The following is an 18,020-nucleotide window of genomic DNA, read 5'->3' as shown; positions in this document are numbered from 1 at the left end:
ATCCGCTAATCTGGCCGCGCCGGGCGCGTCGCTTGCTGCGCGTGCTCAAGCTCATCCACGAACAAAAATGAAGATCACGGGAGATCTCATGCGTCTGAAACTCTTCGCCGCGGCCGCCGCGATGGCCATGCTCGCCGCGCCGATGCTCGCGATGTCCAAGCCGCTCACCGTCTGCACCGAATCGAGCCCGGACGGCTTCGATGTCGTGCAATTCAATTCGCTCGTAACGACCAACGCATCGGCGGATGTCATCTTCAATACGCTCGTCTCCTACGACGAAGCCGCGAAGAAGGTCGTGCCCTCGCTCGCGGAAAAGTGGGACGTGACGAGCGACGGGCTCACGTACACATTCCATCTGCGCCCGAACGTTCAGTTTCAGACGACCGATTACTTCAAGCCGACGCGTCCGCTCAATGCCGACGACGTCGTGTTCACGTTCTCGCGCATGCTCTCGGACGACAATCCGTGGCACAAGATCGCTGGCGCGAGCGGCTTTCCGCACGCGCAGTCGATGGGCCTCGTGAAGCTCATCAAGGCCGTATCGAAAGTCGATGACCATACCGTGAAGTTCGAGCTCAACGAGCCGAACGCGACCTTCGTGCCGATCCTCACGATGGGCTTCGCATCGATCTATTCGGCCGAATATGCGGACAAGCTGCTGAAGGCGAACCAGCAGGTCGATCTGAACAGCAAGCCGATCGGCACCGGCCCGTTCGTGCTGAAGAGCTACACGAAAGATTCGGTCATCCGCTACGACGTGAATCCGTCGTACTGGGGCGCGAAACCGAAGATCGACCGGCTGATCTACGCGATCACGCCCGACGCCGCCGTGCGCGCGCAGAAGATCAAGGCGGGCGAATGCCAGATCGCGCTGTCGCCGAAGCCGCAGGACGTCATCGACGCGAAGAAGGACAAGTCGCTGAAGGTGAGCGAAGCGCCCGCATTCATGACGGCGTTCGTCGCGCTCAACACGCAGAAGAAGCCGCTCGACAATCCGAAGGTGCGTCAGGCGATCAACATGGCCTTCGATCGCACGACCTACATGAAGACCGTGTTCGACAACACGGCGACGCAAGCGGTGAATCCGTATCCGCCGAATACGTGGAGTTACGACAAGAGCATCGAGGCGTACAAATATTCATCCGCCGATGCGAAGAAGCTGCTCGCCGATGCGGGCTTTCCGAACGGTTTCGACACGACGATCTGGGTACGCCCGAACGGCAGCGTGCTCAATCCGAATCCGAAGGCGGGCGCGGAATTGCTGCAAGCCGATCTCGCGAAAATCGGCGTGAAGGCGCAGGTGAAAGTGATCGAATGGGGCGAACTCATCAAGCAGGCGAAGCAGGGTCAGCACGACATGCTGTTCATGGGCTGGGCGGGCGACAACGGCGACCCGGACAACTACATGTCGCCGCTTTTCAGTTGCAACGCGGTGAAGTCGGGCATCAACTTCGCGCGCTATTGCGATCCGCAACTGGACAAGCTCATCGCCGATGGCAAGTCGACCGCCGATGTCGCCAAACGCACGAAGTCGTATGTCGATGCGCAGAAGATCATCCACGATCAGGCGCTGTGGATTCCGCTCGTCTATCCGACGGCGGCGGCGCTCACGCGCGCGAACGTCAGCGGCTATAACGTGAGTCCGTTCGGGCGCGTGAATTTCGGCGCTGTTTCCGTGCAGTAAGCGAAGTCAGGCCGGCGTGAAGCGGATCACGCCGTCAGCGCCGGTCTGACGTTTCAGCGTGCCATCGAGCCAAAGCAGATTCAGATGCGCGAGCGCTTCGCCGAGCGCGAACGTCATCTGATGGATATCGAGCTTGCGCTTGAACATGAGCGGGACGATGTCTGCGGCGCTGCATGGCTTTTGAGCGCACGCGTCGCGCACTTCCGCCAGCCGCGCGCGATGATGCTCGCGCAATTGCCCGATGCGCGTTTGCACGCCGCGAAACGGCTTGCCGTGTGAGGGCAGCGCGAGCGTATCGGCGGGCATGGTTTCGTAGCGGCCGAGCGATTCCAGATACAGCGCAAGCGGATTGCCTTCCGGCTCGACCGCGAACACCGACACGTTTGTCGAAATGCGCGGCAACACCATGTCGCCGGAAATGAGCAACTTGTCGGCGGCGCAGAAAAGCGCGCTGTGCTCCGGCGAATGGCCGTAGCCCGACACCACTTCCCAATTGCGCGCGCCGATACGCATGACATCGCCATCGCGGATACGCCGATATTCCGGCGGAATCGACGGCACGAGCGTCGGGTAATAGCTATCGCGCTTGCGCAGCGCATCGAGCGACGCTTCGTCGGACAGGCCGTGCGCCGCGAAATGCGCCGCCGCTCGCTCGCCGCCCGCGTTCGAGCCGTCGCCGGCGGCCATCACGCGGCCCATCGCGTATTCGCCGAGCGACATCCACAGGCGCACGTTCCATCGATTCTTGTCGCCGCCCGTGCAGATCCAGTCGGCAAGTCCCAGATGATCCGGATGACAATGCGTGACGATCACACGCAGCACCGGCTTTCCATCGAGCACGGAATCGAACACGCGCTCCCAGTTCGCGCGGATCGTATCGCTCGAAATGCCGCAATCGACGACGGTCCAGCCTTTCACACCGTCGATTTCATCGGCGAGCAGCCACAGATTGATGTGATCGAGCGCGAACGGCAGCGGCATGCGCAGCCAGAACACGCCCGGCGCCACTTCCATGACGCCGCCCGATTCGGGCAGCCGGTCCGCGAAAACATAGTCGAGCTGGTGTTCGAGTGCGTTCATTCGGTGCCTGCCTCCGGGTTTGCGCCGCGTTGCAATTTGGCCAAGTTGACGATAACGTAAACGTCCATTCTAACGTTGCGCGCGCATTTGCGCTGCCGGCCGGCAATGACCCAACCGACGCATTACACGATCACCGAACTGGCGCGCGAGTTCGACATTACGCCGCGCGCCATTCGCTTTTACGAAGATCAGGGGCTGCTCGCGCCGAAGCGCGAAGGCTCGAACGGCCTGCGGCGTGTGTATTCGGCGCGCGATCGCACGCGCCTCAAGCTCACGCTGCGCGGCAAGCGGCTCGGTTTCACGCTGTCGGAAATCCGCACGCTGCTCGATCTGTATGACTCGCCTACCGGCACCGCGACGCAGCTACAGGCTTTCGTCGATACGATCGCGGCGCATCGCGAAGTGCTGCAGCGTCAGCTCGAAGACTTGAACACGACGCTCGCCGAACTTTCCGCGTATGAGGAACAGGGCCGCGCGCTGCTCGCGGCGGGCGCGGAAAAGCGTGCGCGCAAACCCAAAGCGGCATAACGCGTGACTCCCGCACAGGAAGCGCAGGGTCGATATGAATCATTTCCCCAAGCTGCTCTCGTCGCAAATCGGCTTCGATGTCGCCAAGACGATACTCGAAGGCTTCGAGCATCATTACCGCGTGTTCCGCGAAGCCGCGATCAAGGCGAAGGAGCTATTCGAGCGCGGCGACTGGCTCGCGTTGCAACAACTGGCGCGCGATCGCATCGCGTCGTATGACGATCGCGTCACGGAATGCGTGACGGCGCTCGAAGACGAATACGACGCGGAGAATATCGAGGACGACGTGTGGCAGCAGATCAAGCTGCATTACATCGGCTTGCTGACGACGCATCGTCAGCCGGAATGCGCGGAAACGTTCTTCAATTCCGTGTGCTGCAAGATCCTGCATCGCTCGTACTTCAACAATGACTTCATCTTTGTGCGGCCGGCCATTTCGACGGAATACATCGAGAACGACGAGCCCGCCGCAAAGCCGACGTATCGCGCGTATTACCCGGAAAAGGACGGCCTCGCCGCGACGCTCGAACGCATCGTCACGAACTTTCAGTTGGAACCGCCGTTCGAGGATTTGCCGCGCGACGTGCAATGCGTGATGCAGGCGCTGCGCGAAGCCTTCGGCGATATCACGCCCGCGCCGAACTTTCAGATTCATGTGCTTTCGTCGCTGTTCTTTCGCAACAAGGCGGCGTATGTCGTCGGGCGGATCATCAACGGCGATGCGCTGCTGCCCTTCGCCATCGCGATCCGGCATACGAAGCCCGGCTTGCTCGCGCTCGATACCGTGCTGCTCTCGCGCGAGCAGGTGCTCATCATCTTCAGCTTCTCGCATTCGTATTTTCTCGTCGATATGGAAGTGCCGTCGGCGTTCGTGCAATTTCTGAGCACGATCATGCCGCGCAAGCCGAAGGCCGAAATCTATACGTCGGTCGGTTTGCAGAAGCAGGGCAAGAACGATTTCTATCGCGACTTGCTGCATCATCTGTCGCATTCGAGCGATAAGTTCATCGTCGCGCCGGGCATCAAGGGACTCGTGATGATCGTCTTCACGCTGCCGTCGTTTCCTTACGTGTTCAAGCTCATCAAGGACGCGTTTCCGCCGCCGAAGGAAACCACGCGGCAGAAGATTCAGGACAAGTATCAACTCGTGAAGCGGCACGATCGCGTTGGCCGAATGGCCGATACGCTCGAATATTCGAGCGTCGCGCTGCCGGTCGCGCGCCTCGACGACGCGCTCATCCGCGAACTCGAAAAGGAAGCGCCTTCGATGATCGAATACGAAGGCGACAAGCTCGTCATCCGACATGTGTATATCGAGCGCCGCATGGTGCCGCTCAATCTCTTCCTGCAGAACGGCAACGCCGACGACGTCGATCACGGCATCAAGGAATATGGCGACGCGATCAAACAGCTGATTCAGGCGAACATCTTCCCCGGCGACATGCTGTACAAGAACTTCGGCGTGACGCGGCACGGTCGCGTGGTGTTCTACGACTACGATGAAATCGAGTATCTGACCGATTGCAACGTGCGCCGCGTCCCTGCGCCGCGCACGGAAGAGGACGAGCTGTCCGGCGAACCGTGGTATACCGTCGGGCCGCACGATATCTTTCCCGAAACGTACGGCACATTTTTGCTCGGCGATCCGCGCGTGCGCGAAGCGTTCATGCGTCATCACGCGGATTTTTTCGATCCCGCGTTCTGGCAGCATCACAAGGAACAACTGCTGCGCGGCGAACTCGCCGATTTCTTTCCCTATGACCGGGACGTCCGATTCTGCATCCGTTACCCGGAGCGTTTCGACGAGCCCGGCCGATCGGACGCGCGCGCCGCGTGAAGCGCGCGGTCCGGCTTTTGACTTTCGAACATGAAACACATTGACGATAAAACGCCGCTTGCTCACCTGTTCGCAAACAATCAGGAATGGGTCGAACGCAAGCTCGCCGAAGACGCCGCATTCTTCGAGCGCCTCGCGCATCAGCAGACGCCCGAATATCTGTGGATCGGCTGCGCGGACTCGCGCGTGCCGGCCAACGAGATCATCGGCTTGCCGCCGGGCGAAGTCTTCGTGCACAGAAACATCGCGAACGTCGTCGTGCACTCCGATCTCAATTGTCTGTCGGTGATCCAGTTCGCCGTCGATCTGCTGAAGGTGAAGCACATCATGGTCGTCGGCCATTACGGCTGCTCGGGCGTGGGCGCGGCGCTCGTCGGGCGGCGCGTCGGTCTCGCCGATAACTGGCTGCGCCATGTCGAAGACGTGCGCGAAAAGCACGGCGCGCTGCTCGACGAATGGCCGATGGGCGACGCGCGCCATCGCCGTCTCGTGGAGCTGAACACGATCGAGCAGACCATCAACGTCTGCCGCACGACCGTCGTACAGGACGCATGGGCGCGCGGACAGGAGCTCACCGTGCACGGCTGGACCTACGGCGTGCACGACGGCCGCCTGCGCAACATGGGCATGATGATCGGCGCACCGGCCGAGATCGATCCGGTTTATCAGTCGTGCGTTGCCGCGATGACTCGCAGCGGCGCGCATTCCGCGGAAAACGATGTCCTCGCGTCAGATGCGGCACTTGCCGAACGCTTGGGCGACGTTCCCGAAGTGATCAAGGGCGTCATCAAGGAGCTGAAACATGAGTGAGACAAGGAACGATCCGATCGTCATCGTGTCAGCGGCGCGCACGCCGATGGCGGCGTTTCAGGGCGATTTCGCGTCGCTGACCGCGCCGCAGCTTGGCGCTGCTGCGGTGAAGGCGGCGGTCGAACGCGCGGGATTGAAACCCGAGCAGATCGACGAAGCCATCATGGGCTGCGTGCTGCCCGCCGGTCAGGGTCAGGCGCCCGCGCGTCAGTCGGCGCTCGGCGCGGGCTTGCCGCTATCCACCGGCTGCACGACGATCAACAAGATGTGCGGCTCGGGCATGCGCGCGGCGATGTTCGCGCACGACATGCTGCTGGCCGGATCGGTCGACGTGATCGTCGCGGGCGGCATGGAAAGCATGACGAACGCGCCGTATCTGCTGCCGAAAGCGCGCGGCGGCATGCGCATGGGTCACGGTCAGGTTCTCGATCACATGTTCCTCGACGGCCTCGAAGACGCTTACGAAAAAGGCCGTCTGATGGGCGCGTTCGCGGAGCAATGCGCTTCGTCGTATGCGTTCTCGCGCGAGTCGCAGGATGCGTTCGCGGTCGAATCGTTGCGGCGCGCGCAGCGAGCGAACGACGATGGCTCGTTCGACTGGGAAATCGCGCCCGTGACGGTACAGGGCAGGAAGGGCGATACGGTGATCGGGCGCGACGAGCAGCCGTTCAAGGCGAACATCGAGAAGATTCCGTCGCTCAAGCCCGCGTTCGCGAAGGACGGCACGGTGACGGCCGCGAATTCGTCGTCGATTTCCGATGGCGCGGCGGCGCTCGTGATGATGCGCGAATCGACCGCGATGCGGCTCGGCGTCACGCCGATCGCGCGTATCGCCGGACACAGCACGTTCGCGCAACAACCGGCCTTGTTCACGACGGCGCCCGTCGGCGCGATCAGCAAGCTCTTCGAGAAAAACGGCTGGCGCGCGGGCGATGTCGATCTGTATGAAATCAACGAAGCGTTCGCCGTCGTGACGATGGCCGCGATGCGTGAGCACGATCTGCCGCATGACAAGGTCAATGTGAACGGCGGTGCGTGCGCGCTCGGGCATCCGATCGGTGCGTCGGGCGCGCGGATTCTTGTGACGCTGCTCGGTGCGTTGAAGGCGCGTGGGCTGAAGCGCGGGGTGGCGAGCTTATGTATCGGCGGTGGGGAGGCGACGGCGATGGGGGTGGAGTTGGTTTGAGTGTTCCGGGCCGGTCCGGCGCGAGCCGGGCCGCATTCATTCCTATTCGAAGGGATTCAGCATCTCGACGCCCATTCGCTCGAAGTCTCTGACGTTGCGCGTGACCACCATCAAATCCGTGGAAAATGGCCGTTTCGCCTATGCGCTTGTCCAAAACGGGCTCAGGGTGCGGCGCGCGCAGGTTTCCCCATAGCCTGACGATCTCCTTGCCCGCCGGCAGGATTCTCGTGTCGTATTCTCGCAGGACGTTGTTCACCCACGATTCGAGCTTTTCGGCCTGCCGTTTATCGCCTCTTCGGCGCACCCGCTCGACGCCCTGTCGAAGTTCCGCGACAGTCACGACGGAGAGATGAACGCATCTCTTATCGAGCTTGGCTTGCCGGAAGAACACGCGAACGCCTTCATTGGCGCGTTCTTCGAGTCTCGTTTCACTGATCACGTTCGTATCAGCCAGATACATCGGAGGCTCCTCGTTTCGGATGACGATCGAAGAAGTCGTCCTCCACGTCGAGTTTCGGAAAGTTCAGCAGATGATCGATGAAACGGCTGTTGTACTCGGGACTGTCGATGTATTCCTCGGCCGTCCCTTTGCGGCTTTCGATCTCGAGCTTGCGACGGATGGCAGCCTGTTCCGCGTATTCGCGAATCTCCTCGGCGGTTATATTCCAAGGTAACTCGGCCTTGATGATCTTGAACATGCTCGGCTCCTTATCGATGTTGCGACAGTCGTCACTCTATCGAATTCAATAAGCACGACTAGTCATCCAAACGAAATAAGCGAAATCTCACTCACCCCGCCAGCGACATCGCCACGGCCCGCTTGAACGGCGTCAGCTTCTCTCCGATCCGCAGCATCGCATCGCGCGCGATCCGCGCCGGCAACGAGTCGCGCGTATAAACCTCCGTGATGAATCGCGTGATCAGATAAAGCGGACGCGTTTCCTGCCGATGCTTCGCTTCATATCGCGCGAGCAGCCCATCGCCGGCGATGTCGAGCCCCGCCGCCTGCGCGTCGCGAATCGCGCGCGTGAGCGTCTCGATGCCGGCCAGCCCGAAGTTGAACCCGTGCGCCGTGACCGGATGCATGCCGACCGCCGCATCGCCGACCGTCGCAAAACGCTTCGCCACGAAGCGCTTCGGATAAACCGACACCAGCGGATAAACATGCCGCGTCGTGCGCAGCGCCATCGTTCCGAGTCTGCGCTCGAAGCGGCGTTCGATCTCGCGATTGAACGCATCCTCGTCGAGCTTGCTCAGGCGCTCGATGTCGCGCGCCTCGAGCGTCACCACAACCGACGACCGATGCGCGCCCGTCTCCGGATCCGGATTCATCGGCAAGAGCGCGAGCGTCTGCCGGTGGCCGAACCATTCCCACGCCGCGTGATCGTGGGGCACGTCGTGCGTCATGCAGCAGACCAACATCGACCTGCCGAAATCGTGCATGTCGGCGGCGATGCCCATCATGCGGCGCGTCGCGGAGAACCGGCTGTCCGCCGCGACGACGAGCCGCGCCGCGATCGTCTCGCCGCTTTCGAGCCGCACGCGCGCGCCACATGCGTCGGTATCGAGGTCGGTCACGCGTTCGGACGTCATGATGCGGACGTCCGCGCTCACTGCTTCGAACGCGGCGCGCCGGATCAGATGATTCGACACGAGCCAACCGAGCTCGTCGTGACCGGAAAGCGCATGACCGATTTTCATCGCGAACGGCGACGATCCGTTGAAAACGCGCGCATCGGCCAACTGCGATTTCGCGTGCGCGTCGATGCGCTCCCACACGCCGAGCGTCTTGAGAAACGCGACGGATTTCTGCGTCAACGCGATCTCGCGGCCGTCGAAGGCGGGCTCGCGCAGCGCGTCGTGGCTTTGCTGCTCGACGAACACGATCGACAAACCCGCGCCGCTCAGCGCGTTCGCGAGACACAAGCCCGCCGGCCCCGCGCCGACGATCACGACATCGGTTTGCATCATCTTTCCGATCCTGCTGTTTGAAAGCGCACAACGATAGCCGAAAGGCCGAACGGCGATCCGCGACAGCGGGTCGCGCGTTATATTCACGAAGTCTGTTCACACAAGGAACATGTCGCTCATGAAAACGGTTCTGATCGTCGGCGCGTCGCGCGGCCTCGGCCACGAATTCGCACGCGAATATTGTCGCGACGGCTGGCGCGTGCTCGCCACGGCCCGCGATAAAACCTCGCTCTCGGCGCTCGACGCGATGGGTGCGCAAACCTTCCCGCTCGACGTCACGCAGCCCGAGCAGATCGCCGCGCTGGCCTGGCAACTGGACGAGGAAAAGCTGAATGTCGCGATCGTCGTGTCGGGCGTGTATGGACCGCGCACCGAAGGCGTCGAGACGATCGGCGCGGAGGACTTCGATCAGGTCATGCACACCAACGTGCGTGGTCCGATGCAACTGATCCCCGTGCTCCTGCCGCTAACCGACGCCGCGAACGGCGTGCTCGCGGTCGTGTCGAGCAAGATGGGCAGCATCGCCGAGACGAGCGGCACGACCGGCTGGCTGTATCGCGCGAGCAAGGCGGCGCTCAATTCCGCGCTGAAGGTGGCGTCGCTGGAATCGCGGCATTCGGCGTGCATCGCGCTGCATCCGGGCTGGGTTCGCACGGAAATGGGCGGGCCATCGGCGGCGATCGACGTCGCGCGCAGCGTCGCCGGCATGCGCGCGGTGATCGCCGAAGCGGGCGCGCTGCGCGAGGAATTCAATGGGACTTTCGTGCAGTACGACGGCACGAAGATCGAATGGTGAACAAGGAGTGAATGTGACCTATCAGGTACACGGCGTTTCGGCATCGGGCAACTGTCACAAGGTTCGCCTCGTCCTCGAACAGCTCGGCCAGCCTTATGTCTGGCACGAAGTCGACATGATGAACGGCGCAACTCGCACCGACGAATTCAAAAAGCTGAATCCGAACGGCAAGGTGCCGGTGCTCGTCATCGACGAGAACACGACGCTCTCCGAATCCGACGCGATTCTCTGCTATCTCGCCGACGGCACGCCGCTCATGCCCGACGACCGGCTCGAACGCGCGCAAGTGCTGCAGTGGATGTTCTTCGAGCAGTACAGCCACGAGCCGTATGTCGCGGTGGCGCGCTTCATCCTGCAGTTTCAGAAGAATCCCGGCGACGCGCGTCTGCCGGAGAAGATCGCCGGTTCGTATCGCGCGCTCGACGTGATGGAACGGCATTTGTCGACGCGCACGTTTTTAGTCGGCGAGCGCTACACCGTCGCCGATATCGCGCTGTACGCGTACACGCATGTCGCGGATCAGGCGAATCTCGATCTGTCGCGCTATCCGGCGATCCGCGCGTGGCTCGAACGCGTGCGCAGCCAGCCGCGCCATGTCGTCATGCCGGGTGTCGATCAATGAAGTTCGTGGAATGTCCGTGCGGCGGCGCCGCGCCCGGCCAGCGGCCTGACGCGCGCGCGCCGCGTTACGACGCGTGTTGCGGACGATTCATCGAAGGCGGCGAAAAGCCCGCGAACGCAATGGAACTGATGCGCTCGCGCTACACCGCCTACGTGCTCGGCGACACCGCGTATCTGCGCGCGACCTGGGCCGAAGCGACCTGCCCGCCCGATCTCGACGCCTCCGACGCCGGCACGCGCTGGCTCGGCTTGCAGATCAAACGCCACACGCCGACCGACGCGAATCACGAGGAAGTCGAGTTCGTCGCGCGCTACAAGGTCGGCGGGCGCGCGCATCGTTTGCACGAAGCCAGCCGCTTCACGCGAGACAGCTTCGGAAACTGGATTTATGTCGATGGTCAGATTAAAGAAAACTAAATATTCCTTTAAGAAATATGCTGTGGCACGCGGTATTAATTTCCTAAGAATTTCCTTACAGATTAAACAGTTACGGGGTTTCTCTTATTGTGCAGTGCAATTTTGAACGGTTAATCTGTGTTCACGTCAGGGCGCTGTCATTCCCGTGCCCGGACACTCGCAGCGAAGCCCCGTTTTGAAGCCAATTGTCATGCCTTTTCAGGGCATGACTCCCGGAATCCGCAGCCGATACTGCTCTCATCGAGCAGCGCGATAGGTTTGTGACTTCAAAAAGACGTTCGGGGCTCGCCGTATCAACGTCCTTTGGAAGCGCAGTCGGAGTTCACGGATGGCGATCAGAACCTGGTTGGTCGGATGCAGCATGGTGTGCGCGCTCGCGGCATCGCTCGTCACGTCCGCCGTGCGTGCCGAACCGGTCGGCGGCGTGCGTCAATCCGAAGGTCTACAGGCGCCCGCATTCGGCCAGACGCTCTCGCAGATTCCCGATTCGCTCGATGCCGGCCTGCCCGTCGTCGCGATCGGACTGAACGAAAGCGTCATCGAGATTCCCGAAGCCGACATCTCGCTCGAAACCACCGTGTTCAAGCCGGACGGCGCCGGCCCGTTCCCGATGATCGTCTTCAATCACGGCAAGCTCCCCGGCGATTCGCACGCGCAACCGCGCAATCGCCCGGTCGCGCTCGCGCGTGAATTCGTGCGCCACGGCTATGTCGTCGTCGTGCCGAACCGGCGCGGCTTCGCGGGCTCGGGCGGCGATTACACCGGCCACGGCTGCGACGTCGAGGCGAACGGGTTCGCGCAAGCGCAGGACGTCGCCGCGACCATCGCCTATATGAGCCAGCAAGCGTATGTCGACAAGACGCATATCGTCGTCGCGGGCACGTCGCACGGCGGTTTGACGACCATCGCCTACGGCGCGCGCGATGCCGTCGCGGCGCCCGGCGTGCGCGGTCTCATCAATTTCTCGGGCGGGCTGCGTCAGGACGAATGCGGCGACTGGCGGAAGAATCTCGTCAACGCCTTCGGCGATTACGGGCAGAACGTGCGCCTGCCGTCGCTGTGGCTCTACGGCGACAACGATTCGGTCTGGGACGGCGACTTGTCCGCGCAGATGTACACCGCGTTCACCGCGCACGGCGCGCGCGCCAACATGGTCGATTTCGGCAGCTACAAGAACGACGCGCATCGGCTCGTCGGCGACCGCGACGGCGTGCAGATCTGGTGGCCGCGCGTGAAGGCCTTCCTCGCGCAGATCGGCATGCCGACCGCCGTGCAATATCAGGTGGCCGAGCCGCGCATGCCGAACGCGACGCACTTCGCGGACCTCGATTCCGTGCAGGCCGTGCCGTTCGTCGATGAAAACGGCCGCGCCGGTTATCGCAACTTCCTTTCGCAGTATTCGAGCCGCGCGTTCGCCGTGTCCGATTCGGGCGCGTGGTCGTGGGCCGAAGGCGGCGACGATCCGATGGCCGTCGCCATCGCGAGCTGCCAGAAGCAGAGCGCCGATCCGTGCCGGCTGTACGCGGTGAATAATCGCGTCGTCTGGAACGATCAGGCCGCCGAGACGCAGACGGCGTCACGCTAGAACACCTTTTCCGCCTGTCGGGAACGCCGGCCTTCGCGCCGGCGTTTTTGCGTCGATCGCACGTTAAGCGACCCATTTGGCCGACGTTGCACGCGATAGCGCGTTTTCGCATTTCCATTGCGCGCGCACGCATGTCCAAAAAACCTTCCGAATACGGAAGGTCGGCCATGTTTTAGGGATAATTGACTCGCGCAGTTTTCACGCAGTTTCCCCGTAACGCAGGCGCCTGGCGCTTGCCCGATGTATCCGGCCCGCATCGCGCGCGCGGGCCTGGGAGCCGTTTTTGAACACAGAAGCCAATCAGGACTGGGTTGCCCGCTCGCTTGCGGCCGTGTGGCATCCGTGCACCCAGATGAAACATCACGAGCGCGTGCCGCTCGTGCCGATCGCGCGCGGCAAGGGCGCGTGGCTCTACGACCACGAAGGCCACCGCTATCTCGATGCGATCAGTTCGTGGTGGGTCAATCTCTTCGGCCACGCGAACGACGACATCAACCGCGCGCTCAAGGATCAACTCGACACGCTCGAACACGCGATGCTCGCGGGCTGCACGCACGCGCCGGCCGTCGAACTGGCCGAGCGTCTTTGCGCGCTCACCGATCGCACGCTCGGCCATGCGTTTTTCGCGTCCGATGGCGCGTCGGCGGTCGAGATCGCGCTGAAGATGAGCTTTCACTTCTGGCGCAATCGCGGCGCAAGCGAGAAGCGCGAATTCGCGTGTCTCGCGAACAGCTATCACGGCGAAACGATCGGCGCGCTCGGCGTGACGGACGTCGCCATTTTCAAGGACGCTTACGATCCGCTGATCCGTCACGCGCATGTGGTCGCGTCGCCGGCGGCGGTCGGCGTCGACGAAGCCATCGCCGCGATGCGCGCGCTCTTCGGGCAGCGCGCGTCGCAGCTTGCGGCCGTGATCGTCGAGCCGCTCGTGCAGTGCGCGGCCGGCATGTCGATGTACGACGCGTCGTATCTCACGCGTTTGCGCGCGCTGTGCGACGAATTCGGCGTGCATCTGATCGCCGATGAAATCGCGGTCGGCTGCGGGCGCACCGGCACTTTTTTCGCGTGCGAGCAGGCGGGCATCTGGCCTGATTTCATCTGCTTGTCGAAGGGCATCAGCGGCGGATACTTGCCGCTTTCGATCGTGCTCACGCGCGACGACATCTACGCCGCGTTCTACGACGACGACGTCACGCGCGGCTTTCTGCATTCGCATTCGTACACGGGCAATCCGCTCGCGTGCCGCGCCGCGCTGGCGACGCTCGATCTGTTCGACAGCGCGAAGGTGCTCGCGGAAAACAAACGCAAATCGGCGTTGCTGGGCGAGGCGTTGCGCGCGCGCGTCGGCGAGCACGAACGCGTGAAGAATCTGCGCAATCGCGGCACGATCTTCGCGTTCGATGTCGATATCGACGACAAGACGTTCTCGCGCCGCTTCTTCGCAAACGCGTTGCAGCGCGAACTGCTGATGCGCCCCATCGGCACGACGGTCTACATGATGCCGCCGTACATCCTCTCCGACGACGAACTGCTGCTCCTCGCGCAACGCACGCGCGAAACGCTCGACGCCACGCTCGCGGGGGTCGCAGCATGAGCACGACAGCGAGAGCGCTGTACGAAACGCTCGAACAGGGCTTGAACGATATCGATGCGCGCGGCCTGCGGCGTCGCCGCAAGACGATCGACGGCGCCTGTTCCGCGCACATGACCGTCGATGGCCGCGCGATCGTCGGCTTCGCGAGCAACGATTATCTCGGCCTCGCCGCGCACGATGCGATTCGCGCGGCGCTCGCCGAAGGCGCGTCGCTTTTCGGCGCGGGCAGCGGCGGCTCGCATCTGCTGGGCGGCCATTCACGCGCGCACGCGCAACTCGAAGACGATCTCGCCGCGTTCTCGGGCGGTTTCGTCGACAACCCGCGCGCACTTTACTTCAGCACCGGCTACATGGCGAACCTCGCGGTCGTCACGGCGCTCGCCGGACGCGGCACGCTCGTGTTTTCGGACGCGCTCAATCACGCATCGCTGATCGACGGCGTGCGCCTGTCGCGCGCGCAAACGCAGATTTATCCGCACGCCGACATCGACGCGCTCGACGCGATGCTCGACGCCTCCCGCGACGAAACAGCGACGAAGCTCATCGTCACCGACACGGTGTTCAGCATGGACGGCGATATCGCGCCGCTCGCGCGTCTCGTCGAGCTTGCGGAGAAGTACGGCGCGTGGCTCGTCGTCGACGACGCGCACGGCTTCGGCGTGCTCGGCCCGCAAGGACGCGGCGCGCTGGCGCATTACGCACTGCGCTCGCCGCATCTCGTCTATGTCGGCACGCTCGGCAAGGCGGCGGGCGTGTCGGGCGCGTTCGTCGCGGCGGATGAAACCGTCATCGAATGGCTCATTCAGCGCGCGCGTCCGTATATCTTCACGACGGCGTCCGCGCCGGCGGTCGCGCATGCGGTGTCGAAGAGCATCGAAATCATCGCGGGCGATGAAGGCGACGCGCGCCGCGCGCACCTCGCGTCGCTCATCGACACCACGCGCGCGATGCTGAAACGCACGCGCTGGATGCCGGTCGATTCGCATACCGCCGTTCAGCCGCTCGTGATCGGCGGCAACGACGAAACGCTGGAAATCGCCGCCGCGCTCGACAAGCAAGGCCTCTGGGTTCCGGCGATTCGTCCGCCGACGGTTCCGGCGGGCACGTCGCGCCTGCGCATTTCCCTTTCCGCCGCGCACAGTGAGGACGATCTCGCGCGGCTCGATCACGCGTTAAACGCTTTGAATACGCTATGACCGCTTTATCCCTGTTCGTCGCCGGAACCGATACGGAAATCGGCAAGACGCTCGTCTCTTGCGCGCTGCTGCACGGCTTCGCGCGCGCGGGCCTTTCCGCCGCCGCGATGAAGCCGATCGCGTCGGGCGCGGTCGAGCGCGACGGCGTGCTGCACAACGAAGACGCCGATCAGCTCGACGCCGCCGCGAACGTCGCGCTGCCGAACGACATCCGCACGCCGTTCATGATGCGCGAGCCGATCGCGCCGCATATCGCTGCGGCGCGCGAAGGCGTGGCGCTCGACATCGGGCGCATTGTGCGAGCGCATCAGTTCGGGATGACGAAAGCGGATATCGTCGTGGTGGAAGGCGTCGGTGGTTTTCGCGTGCCGCTCACCGACACGCACGACACCGCCGATCTCGCCGTCGCGCTGAATCTGCCGGTCGTGCTCGTCGTCGGCATGCGGCTCGGCTGCATCAGCCATGCGTTGCTGACGGTCGAAGCCATCGCGTCGCGCGGCCTGAAGCTCGCCGGCTGGGTGGCGAATCGCGTCGATCCGAATATGCTGTATCCCGACGAAAACATCGCAACACTGAAACAACGCATCAAGGCGCCGCTCATCGGCGTGATTCCGCATCTCGCGGCACCCGATGCAACGCGCGCCGCCGATTCGCTCGATATCGGCGCTCTGACCGACTCGCTTCATCAAAAGGATTGAATACATGACACAGCAAATCGCCACTGAGACCACCTCGAAAACCACGCCGCAACCGATGCAGCGCTGGCGCGTCGCCGATGTCGTCGCGCTGTACGAACTGCCGTTCAACGATCTGCTCTTCCGCGCGCAGACCGTGCATCGCGAACACTTCGATCCGAACGCGGTGCAGTTGTCCACGCTGCTGTCGATCAAGACGGGCGGCTGCGAGGAAGATTGCGCGTACTGTCCGCAGTCGGTGCATCACGACACCGGCCTCAAGGCCGAAAAGCTGATGGACGTCGATGAAGTCCTGAAGGCAGCCGAAGTCGCGAAGTCGAACGGTGCGACGCGCTTTTGCATGGGCGCGGCGTGGCGCAATCCGAAGGATCGCCATCTCGAGCCGATCAAGGACATGATTCGCGGCGTGAAGGCGATGGGCCTCGAAACCTGCGTGACGCTCGGCATGCTCGAAGCGCATCAGGCGCAAGGCTTGCGCGACGCCGGCCTCGATTACTACAACCACAATCTCGACACGTCGCCGGAGTTCTACGGCCAGATCATTTCGACGCGCACGTATCAGGATCGCCTCGATACGCTCGAACACGTTCGCGACGCGGGCATCAACGTGTGCTGTGGCGGGATCGTCGGCATGGGCGAATCGCGACGCGAACGCGCGGGACTGATCTCGCAGCTCGCGAACATGGAGCCGTATCCGGAATCGGTGCCGATCAACAATCTCGTGCAGGTCGCGGGCACGCCGCTCACCGGCGTCGACGCGCTCGATCCGTTCGAGTTCGTGAGGACGATCGCGGTCGCGCGCATCACGATGCCGAAGGCGATGGTGCGTCTGTCCGCCGGACGCGAGCAGATGGATGAAGCGTTGCAGGCGCTGTGCTTCGCGGCGGGCGCAAACTCGATCTTCTACGGCGATCAGCTTCTGACGACGAGCAACCCGCAAGCCGAAGCCGACCGCAAGCTGATCGAGCGCCTCGGCATGCGCGCGGAAGCCGCGCAGAACGCCGGCGCGCCGGAAGCCGAACGCGGTTGCGGACACAAGCACGCGAACTAAACGGAAAACGGACGCGGCCATGAAAATCATCTTCTACGAGAAGGGCGCCGATATCGACGCGTGGCTCGGCGGCCTGAAACGCGAGTTGCCCGATGCGGACCTGCGCGTATGGGAGCCGGGCGACACCGCGAGCGCCGACTACGCGATCGTGTGGCGCGCGCCGCGCGAGCTCTTTGCGAATCGTCCCGATCTTCAGGCCGTGTTCAATCTCGGCGCGGGCGTCGACGCGATTCTCGATGTCGAGCGCCGCGAACCCGGCACGCTGCCGCCGAACGCGAAGCTCGTGCGTCTCGAAGACACCGGCATGGCGCAGCAGATGGTCGAATACGCGACGTACTGCGTGCTGCGCTACCTGCGCCGCTTCGACGAATACGACGCGCTGCAACGCGAAGGCCGCTGGGAAAAACTGCCGCAGCACGCGCGCGAATCGTTCACTGTCGGCGTGCTCGGGCTCGGCGTGCTCGGCGCGGAAGTCGCGAAGGGTTTGCTGAAACTCGGCGTGCCCGTGCGCGGATACAGCCGCACGCCGAAGACGATCGAAGGCGTCCACGTTCACGCGGGCGCGGACGAATTCGACGCGTTTCTCGACGGCGTAAAAGTGCTCATCAATCTGTTGCCGCACACGCCGGACACCGAAGGCATTCTGAACGCGCGCACGTTCGGCAAGCTCGCGCGCGGCGCGTATCTGGTGAACGTGGCGCGCGGCCCGCATCTCGTCGATGCCGATCTCATCGCCGCGCTCGACAGCGGCCAGATCGCCGCCGCGACGCTCGATGTCTTCCACACCGAGCCGCTGCCGCAGGAACATCCGTTCTGGACGCATCCGCGCGTGTCGGTGACGCCGCATATTTCGGCGGAAACGCTGCGCGAGGAAAGCATCGTGCAGATCGCCGGCAAGATCAAAGCGCTCGCGCGCGGCGAGCCGATCAGCGGCATCGTCGATTTCAAGCGCGGGTACTGAGACCACAT

The 18,020-nt window shown here is 63.1% G+C and carries 17 protein-coding genes and 1 pseudogene; 14 read left to right on the top strand and 4 right to left on the bottom strand.

From position 1 onward, the window contains the following. The first annotated feature begins 88 nt into the window (after positions 1-88). The gene (locus tag NCS02_RS01060) at positions 89-1,684 is read left to right on the top strand and encodes an ABC transporter substrate-binding protein (protein ID WP_250522843.1); all 1,596 of its coding nucleotides are present in this window, start codon (positions 89-91) and stop codon (positions 1,682-1,684) included. A gap of 6 nt (positions 1,685-1,690) precedes the next feature. On the opposite strand, the gene NCS02_RS01055 is transcribed toward NCS02_RS01060, so the two are convergent. Next, positions 1,691-2,764 (bottom strand): MBL fold metallo-hydrolase, encoded by a 1,074-nt coding sequence (locus tag NCS02_RS01055; protein WP_250522842.1) that lies wholly within the window; start codon positions 2,762-2,764, stop codon positions 1,691-1,693. A gap of 105 nt (positions 2,765-2,869) precedes the next feature. Here NCS02_RS01055 and NCS02_RS01050 point away from each other — a divergent pair, with 105 nt between their 5' ends. From NCS02_RS01050 to NCS02_RS01035, 4 genes are read left to right on the top strand one after another with little or no spacing between them, the layout of a single operon-like run. Further along, on the top strand, positions 2,870-3,292 hold the full coding sequence (locus tag NCS02_RS01050; RefSeq protein ID WP_008351922.1) for a MerR family transcriptional regulator: 423 nt from the start codon (positions 2,870-2,872) through the stop codon (positions 3,290-3,292). A 34-nt stretch (positions 3,293-3,326) separates the two neighbouring features. Then, positions 3,327-5,129 carry a bifunctional isocitrate dehydrogenase kinase/phosphatase gene (aceK, locus tag NCS02_RS01045; protein ID WP_008351924.1) on the top strand — a complete coding sequence of 601 codons (1,803 nt, stop codon included), beginning with the start codon at positions 3,327-3,329 and terminating at the stop codon, positions 5,127-5,129. A 30-nt stretch (positions 5,130-5,159) separates the two neighbouring features. Continuing rightward, positions 5,160-5,939 carry a carbonate dehydratase gene (gene can, locus NCS02_RS01040; RefSeq protein WP_250481431.1) on the top strand — a complete coding sequence of 260 codons (780 nt, stop codon included), beginning with the start codon at positions 5,160-5,162 and terminating at the stop codon, positions 5,937-5,939. Further along, a complete protein-coding gene (locus tag NCS02_RS01035; protein ID WP_250480219.1) occupies positions 5,932-7,125 on the top strand; it encodes an acetyl-CoA C-acetyltransferase in 1,194 nt (397 codons plus the stop codon). The genes can and NCS02_RS01035 overlap by 8 nt, the downstream gene beginning before the upstream one ends. Positions 7,126-7,297: 172 nt before the next feature. On the opposite strand, the pseudogene NCS02_RS01030 reads toward NCS02_RS01035, so the two are convergent. The 3 genes and pseudogenes from NCS02_RS01030 to ubiM form a co-directional block, all read right to left on the bottom strand. After that, positions 7,298-7,585: pseudogene (locus NCS02_RS01030) on the bottom strand (PIN domain-containing protein); the annotation flags it as partial. Continuing rightward, positions 7,572-7,823, bottom strand: a complete 252-nt coding sequence (locus tag NCS02_RS01025) for a hypothetical protein (RefSeq protein WP_250438849.1) — start codon at positions 7,821-7,823, stop codon at positions 7,572-7,574. The gene NCS02_RS01025 and the pseudogene NCS02_RS01030, both read right to left, overlap by 14 nt. Positions 7,824-7,914: 91 nt before the next feature. Beyond that, a complete protein-coding gene (gene ubiM / locus NCS02_RS01020) occupies positions 7,915-9,096 on the bottom strand; it encodes a 5-demethoxyubiquinol-8 5-hydroxylase UbiM (RefSeq protein ID WP_250522841.1) in 1,182 nt (393 codons plus the stop codon). 118 nt (positions 9,097-9,214) lie between these two features. Between ubiM and NCS02_RS01015 the strand changes: the two genes are divergently transcribed. From NCS02_RS01015 to NCS02_RS00975, 9 genes are all read left to right on the top strand, one after another. Beyond that, on the top strand, positions 9,215-9,892 hold the full coding sequence (locus NCS02_RS01015; RefSeq protein ID WP_008351935.1) for an SDR family oxidoreductase: 678 nt from the start codon (positions 9,215-9,217) through the stop codon (positions 9,890-9,892). A 13-nt stretch (positions 9,893-9,905) separates the two neighbouring features. Then, positions 9,906-10,514: a glutathione S-transferase family protein gene (locus tag NCS02_RS01010; RefSeq protein WP_008351936.1), complete on the top strand. Its 609-nt coding sequence runs from the start codon at positions 9,906-9,908 to the stop codon at positions 10,512-10,514. Next, positions 10,511-10,930 carry a YchJ family protein gene (locus NCS02_RS01005; RefSeq protein ID WP_250518002.1) on the top strand — a complete coding sequence of 140 codons (420 nt, stop codon included), beginning with the start codon at positions 10,511-10,513 and terminating at the stop codon, positions 10,928-10,930. Before NCS02_RS01010 ends, NCS02_RS01005 begins: the two co-directional genes overlap by 4 nt. 328 nt (positions 10,931-11,258) lie before the next feature. Continuing rightward, entirely contained in the window at positions 11,259-12,515 is a 1,257-nt protein-coding gene (locus NCS02_RS01000) for a dienelactone hydrolase family protein (RefSeq protein WP_034470383.1), read from the top strand. Between the two features lie 283 nt (positions 12,516-12,798). After that, positions 12,799-14,109 (top strand): adenosylmethionine--8-amino-7-oxononanoate transaminase, encoded by a 1,311-nt coding sequence (locus NCS02_RS00995; RefSeq protein ID WP_250520895.1) that lies wholly within the window; start codon positions 12,799-12,801, stop codon positions 14,107-14,109. Beyond that, positions 14,106-15,305: an 8-amino-7-oxononanoate synthase gene (gene bioF, locus NCS02_RS00990; protein ID WP_034470377.1), complete on the top strand. Its 1,200-nt coding sequence runs from the start codon at positions 14,106-14,108 to the stop codon at positions 15,303-15,305. Before NCS02_RS00995 ends, bioF begins: the two co-directional genes overlap by 4 nt. Next, entirely contained in the window at positions 15,302-16,003 is a 702-nt protein-coding gene (gene bioD, locus NCS02_RS00985) for a dethiobiotin synthase (RefSeq protein WP_250522840.1), read from the top strand. Before bioF ends, bioD begins: the two co-directional genes overlap by 4 nt. A 4-nt stretch (positions 16,004-16,007) precedes the next feature. Next, positions 16,008-17,051: a biotin synthase BioB gene (bioB, locus tag NCS02_RS00980; protein ID WP_250522839.1), complete on the top strand. Its 1,044-nt coding sequence runs from the start codon at positions 16,008-16,010 to the stop codon at positions 17,049-17,051. Between the two features lie 19 nt (positions 17,052-17,070). Further along, positions 17,071-18,012: a 2-hydroxyacid dehydrogenase gene (locus tag NCS02_RS00975; RefSeq protein WP_008351949.1), complete on the top strand. Its 942-nt coding sequence runs from the start codon at positions 17,071-17,073 to the stop codon at positions 18,010-18,012. The last annotated feature ends 8 nt before the right edge of the window (positions 18,013-18,020 follow it).

Origin of the sequence: Caballeronia sp. NCF2 (assembly GCF_023631205.1) — a bacterium.
Taxonomy (GTDB): Bacteria; Pseudomonadota; Gammaproteobacteria; order Burkholderiales; family Burkholderiaceae; genus Caballeronia; species Caballeronia zhejiangensis.
The sequence above is the reverse complement of the archived record's forward strand: the minus strand, read 5'-3'. Positions and strand labels throughout refer to the sequence as shown.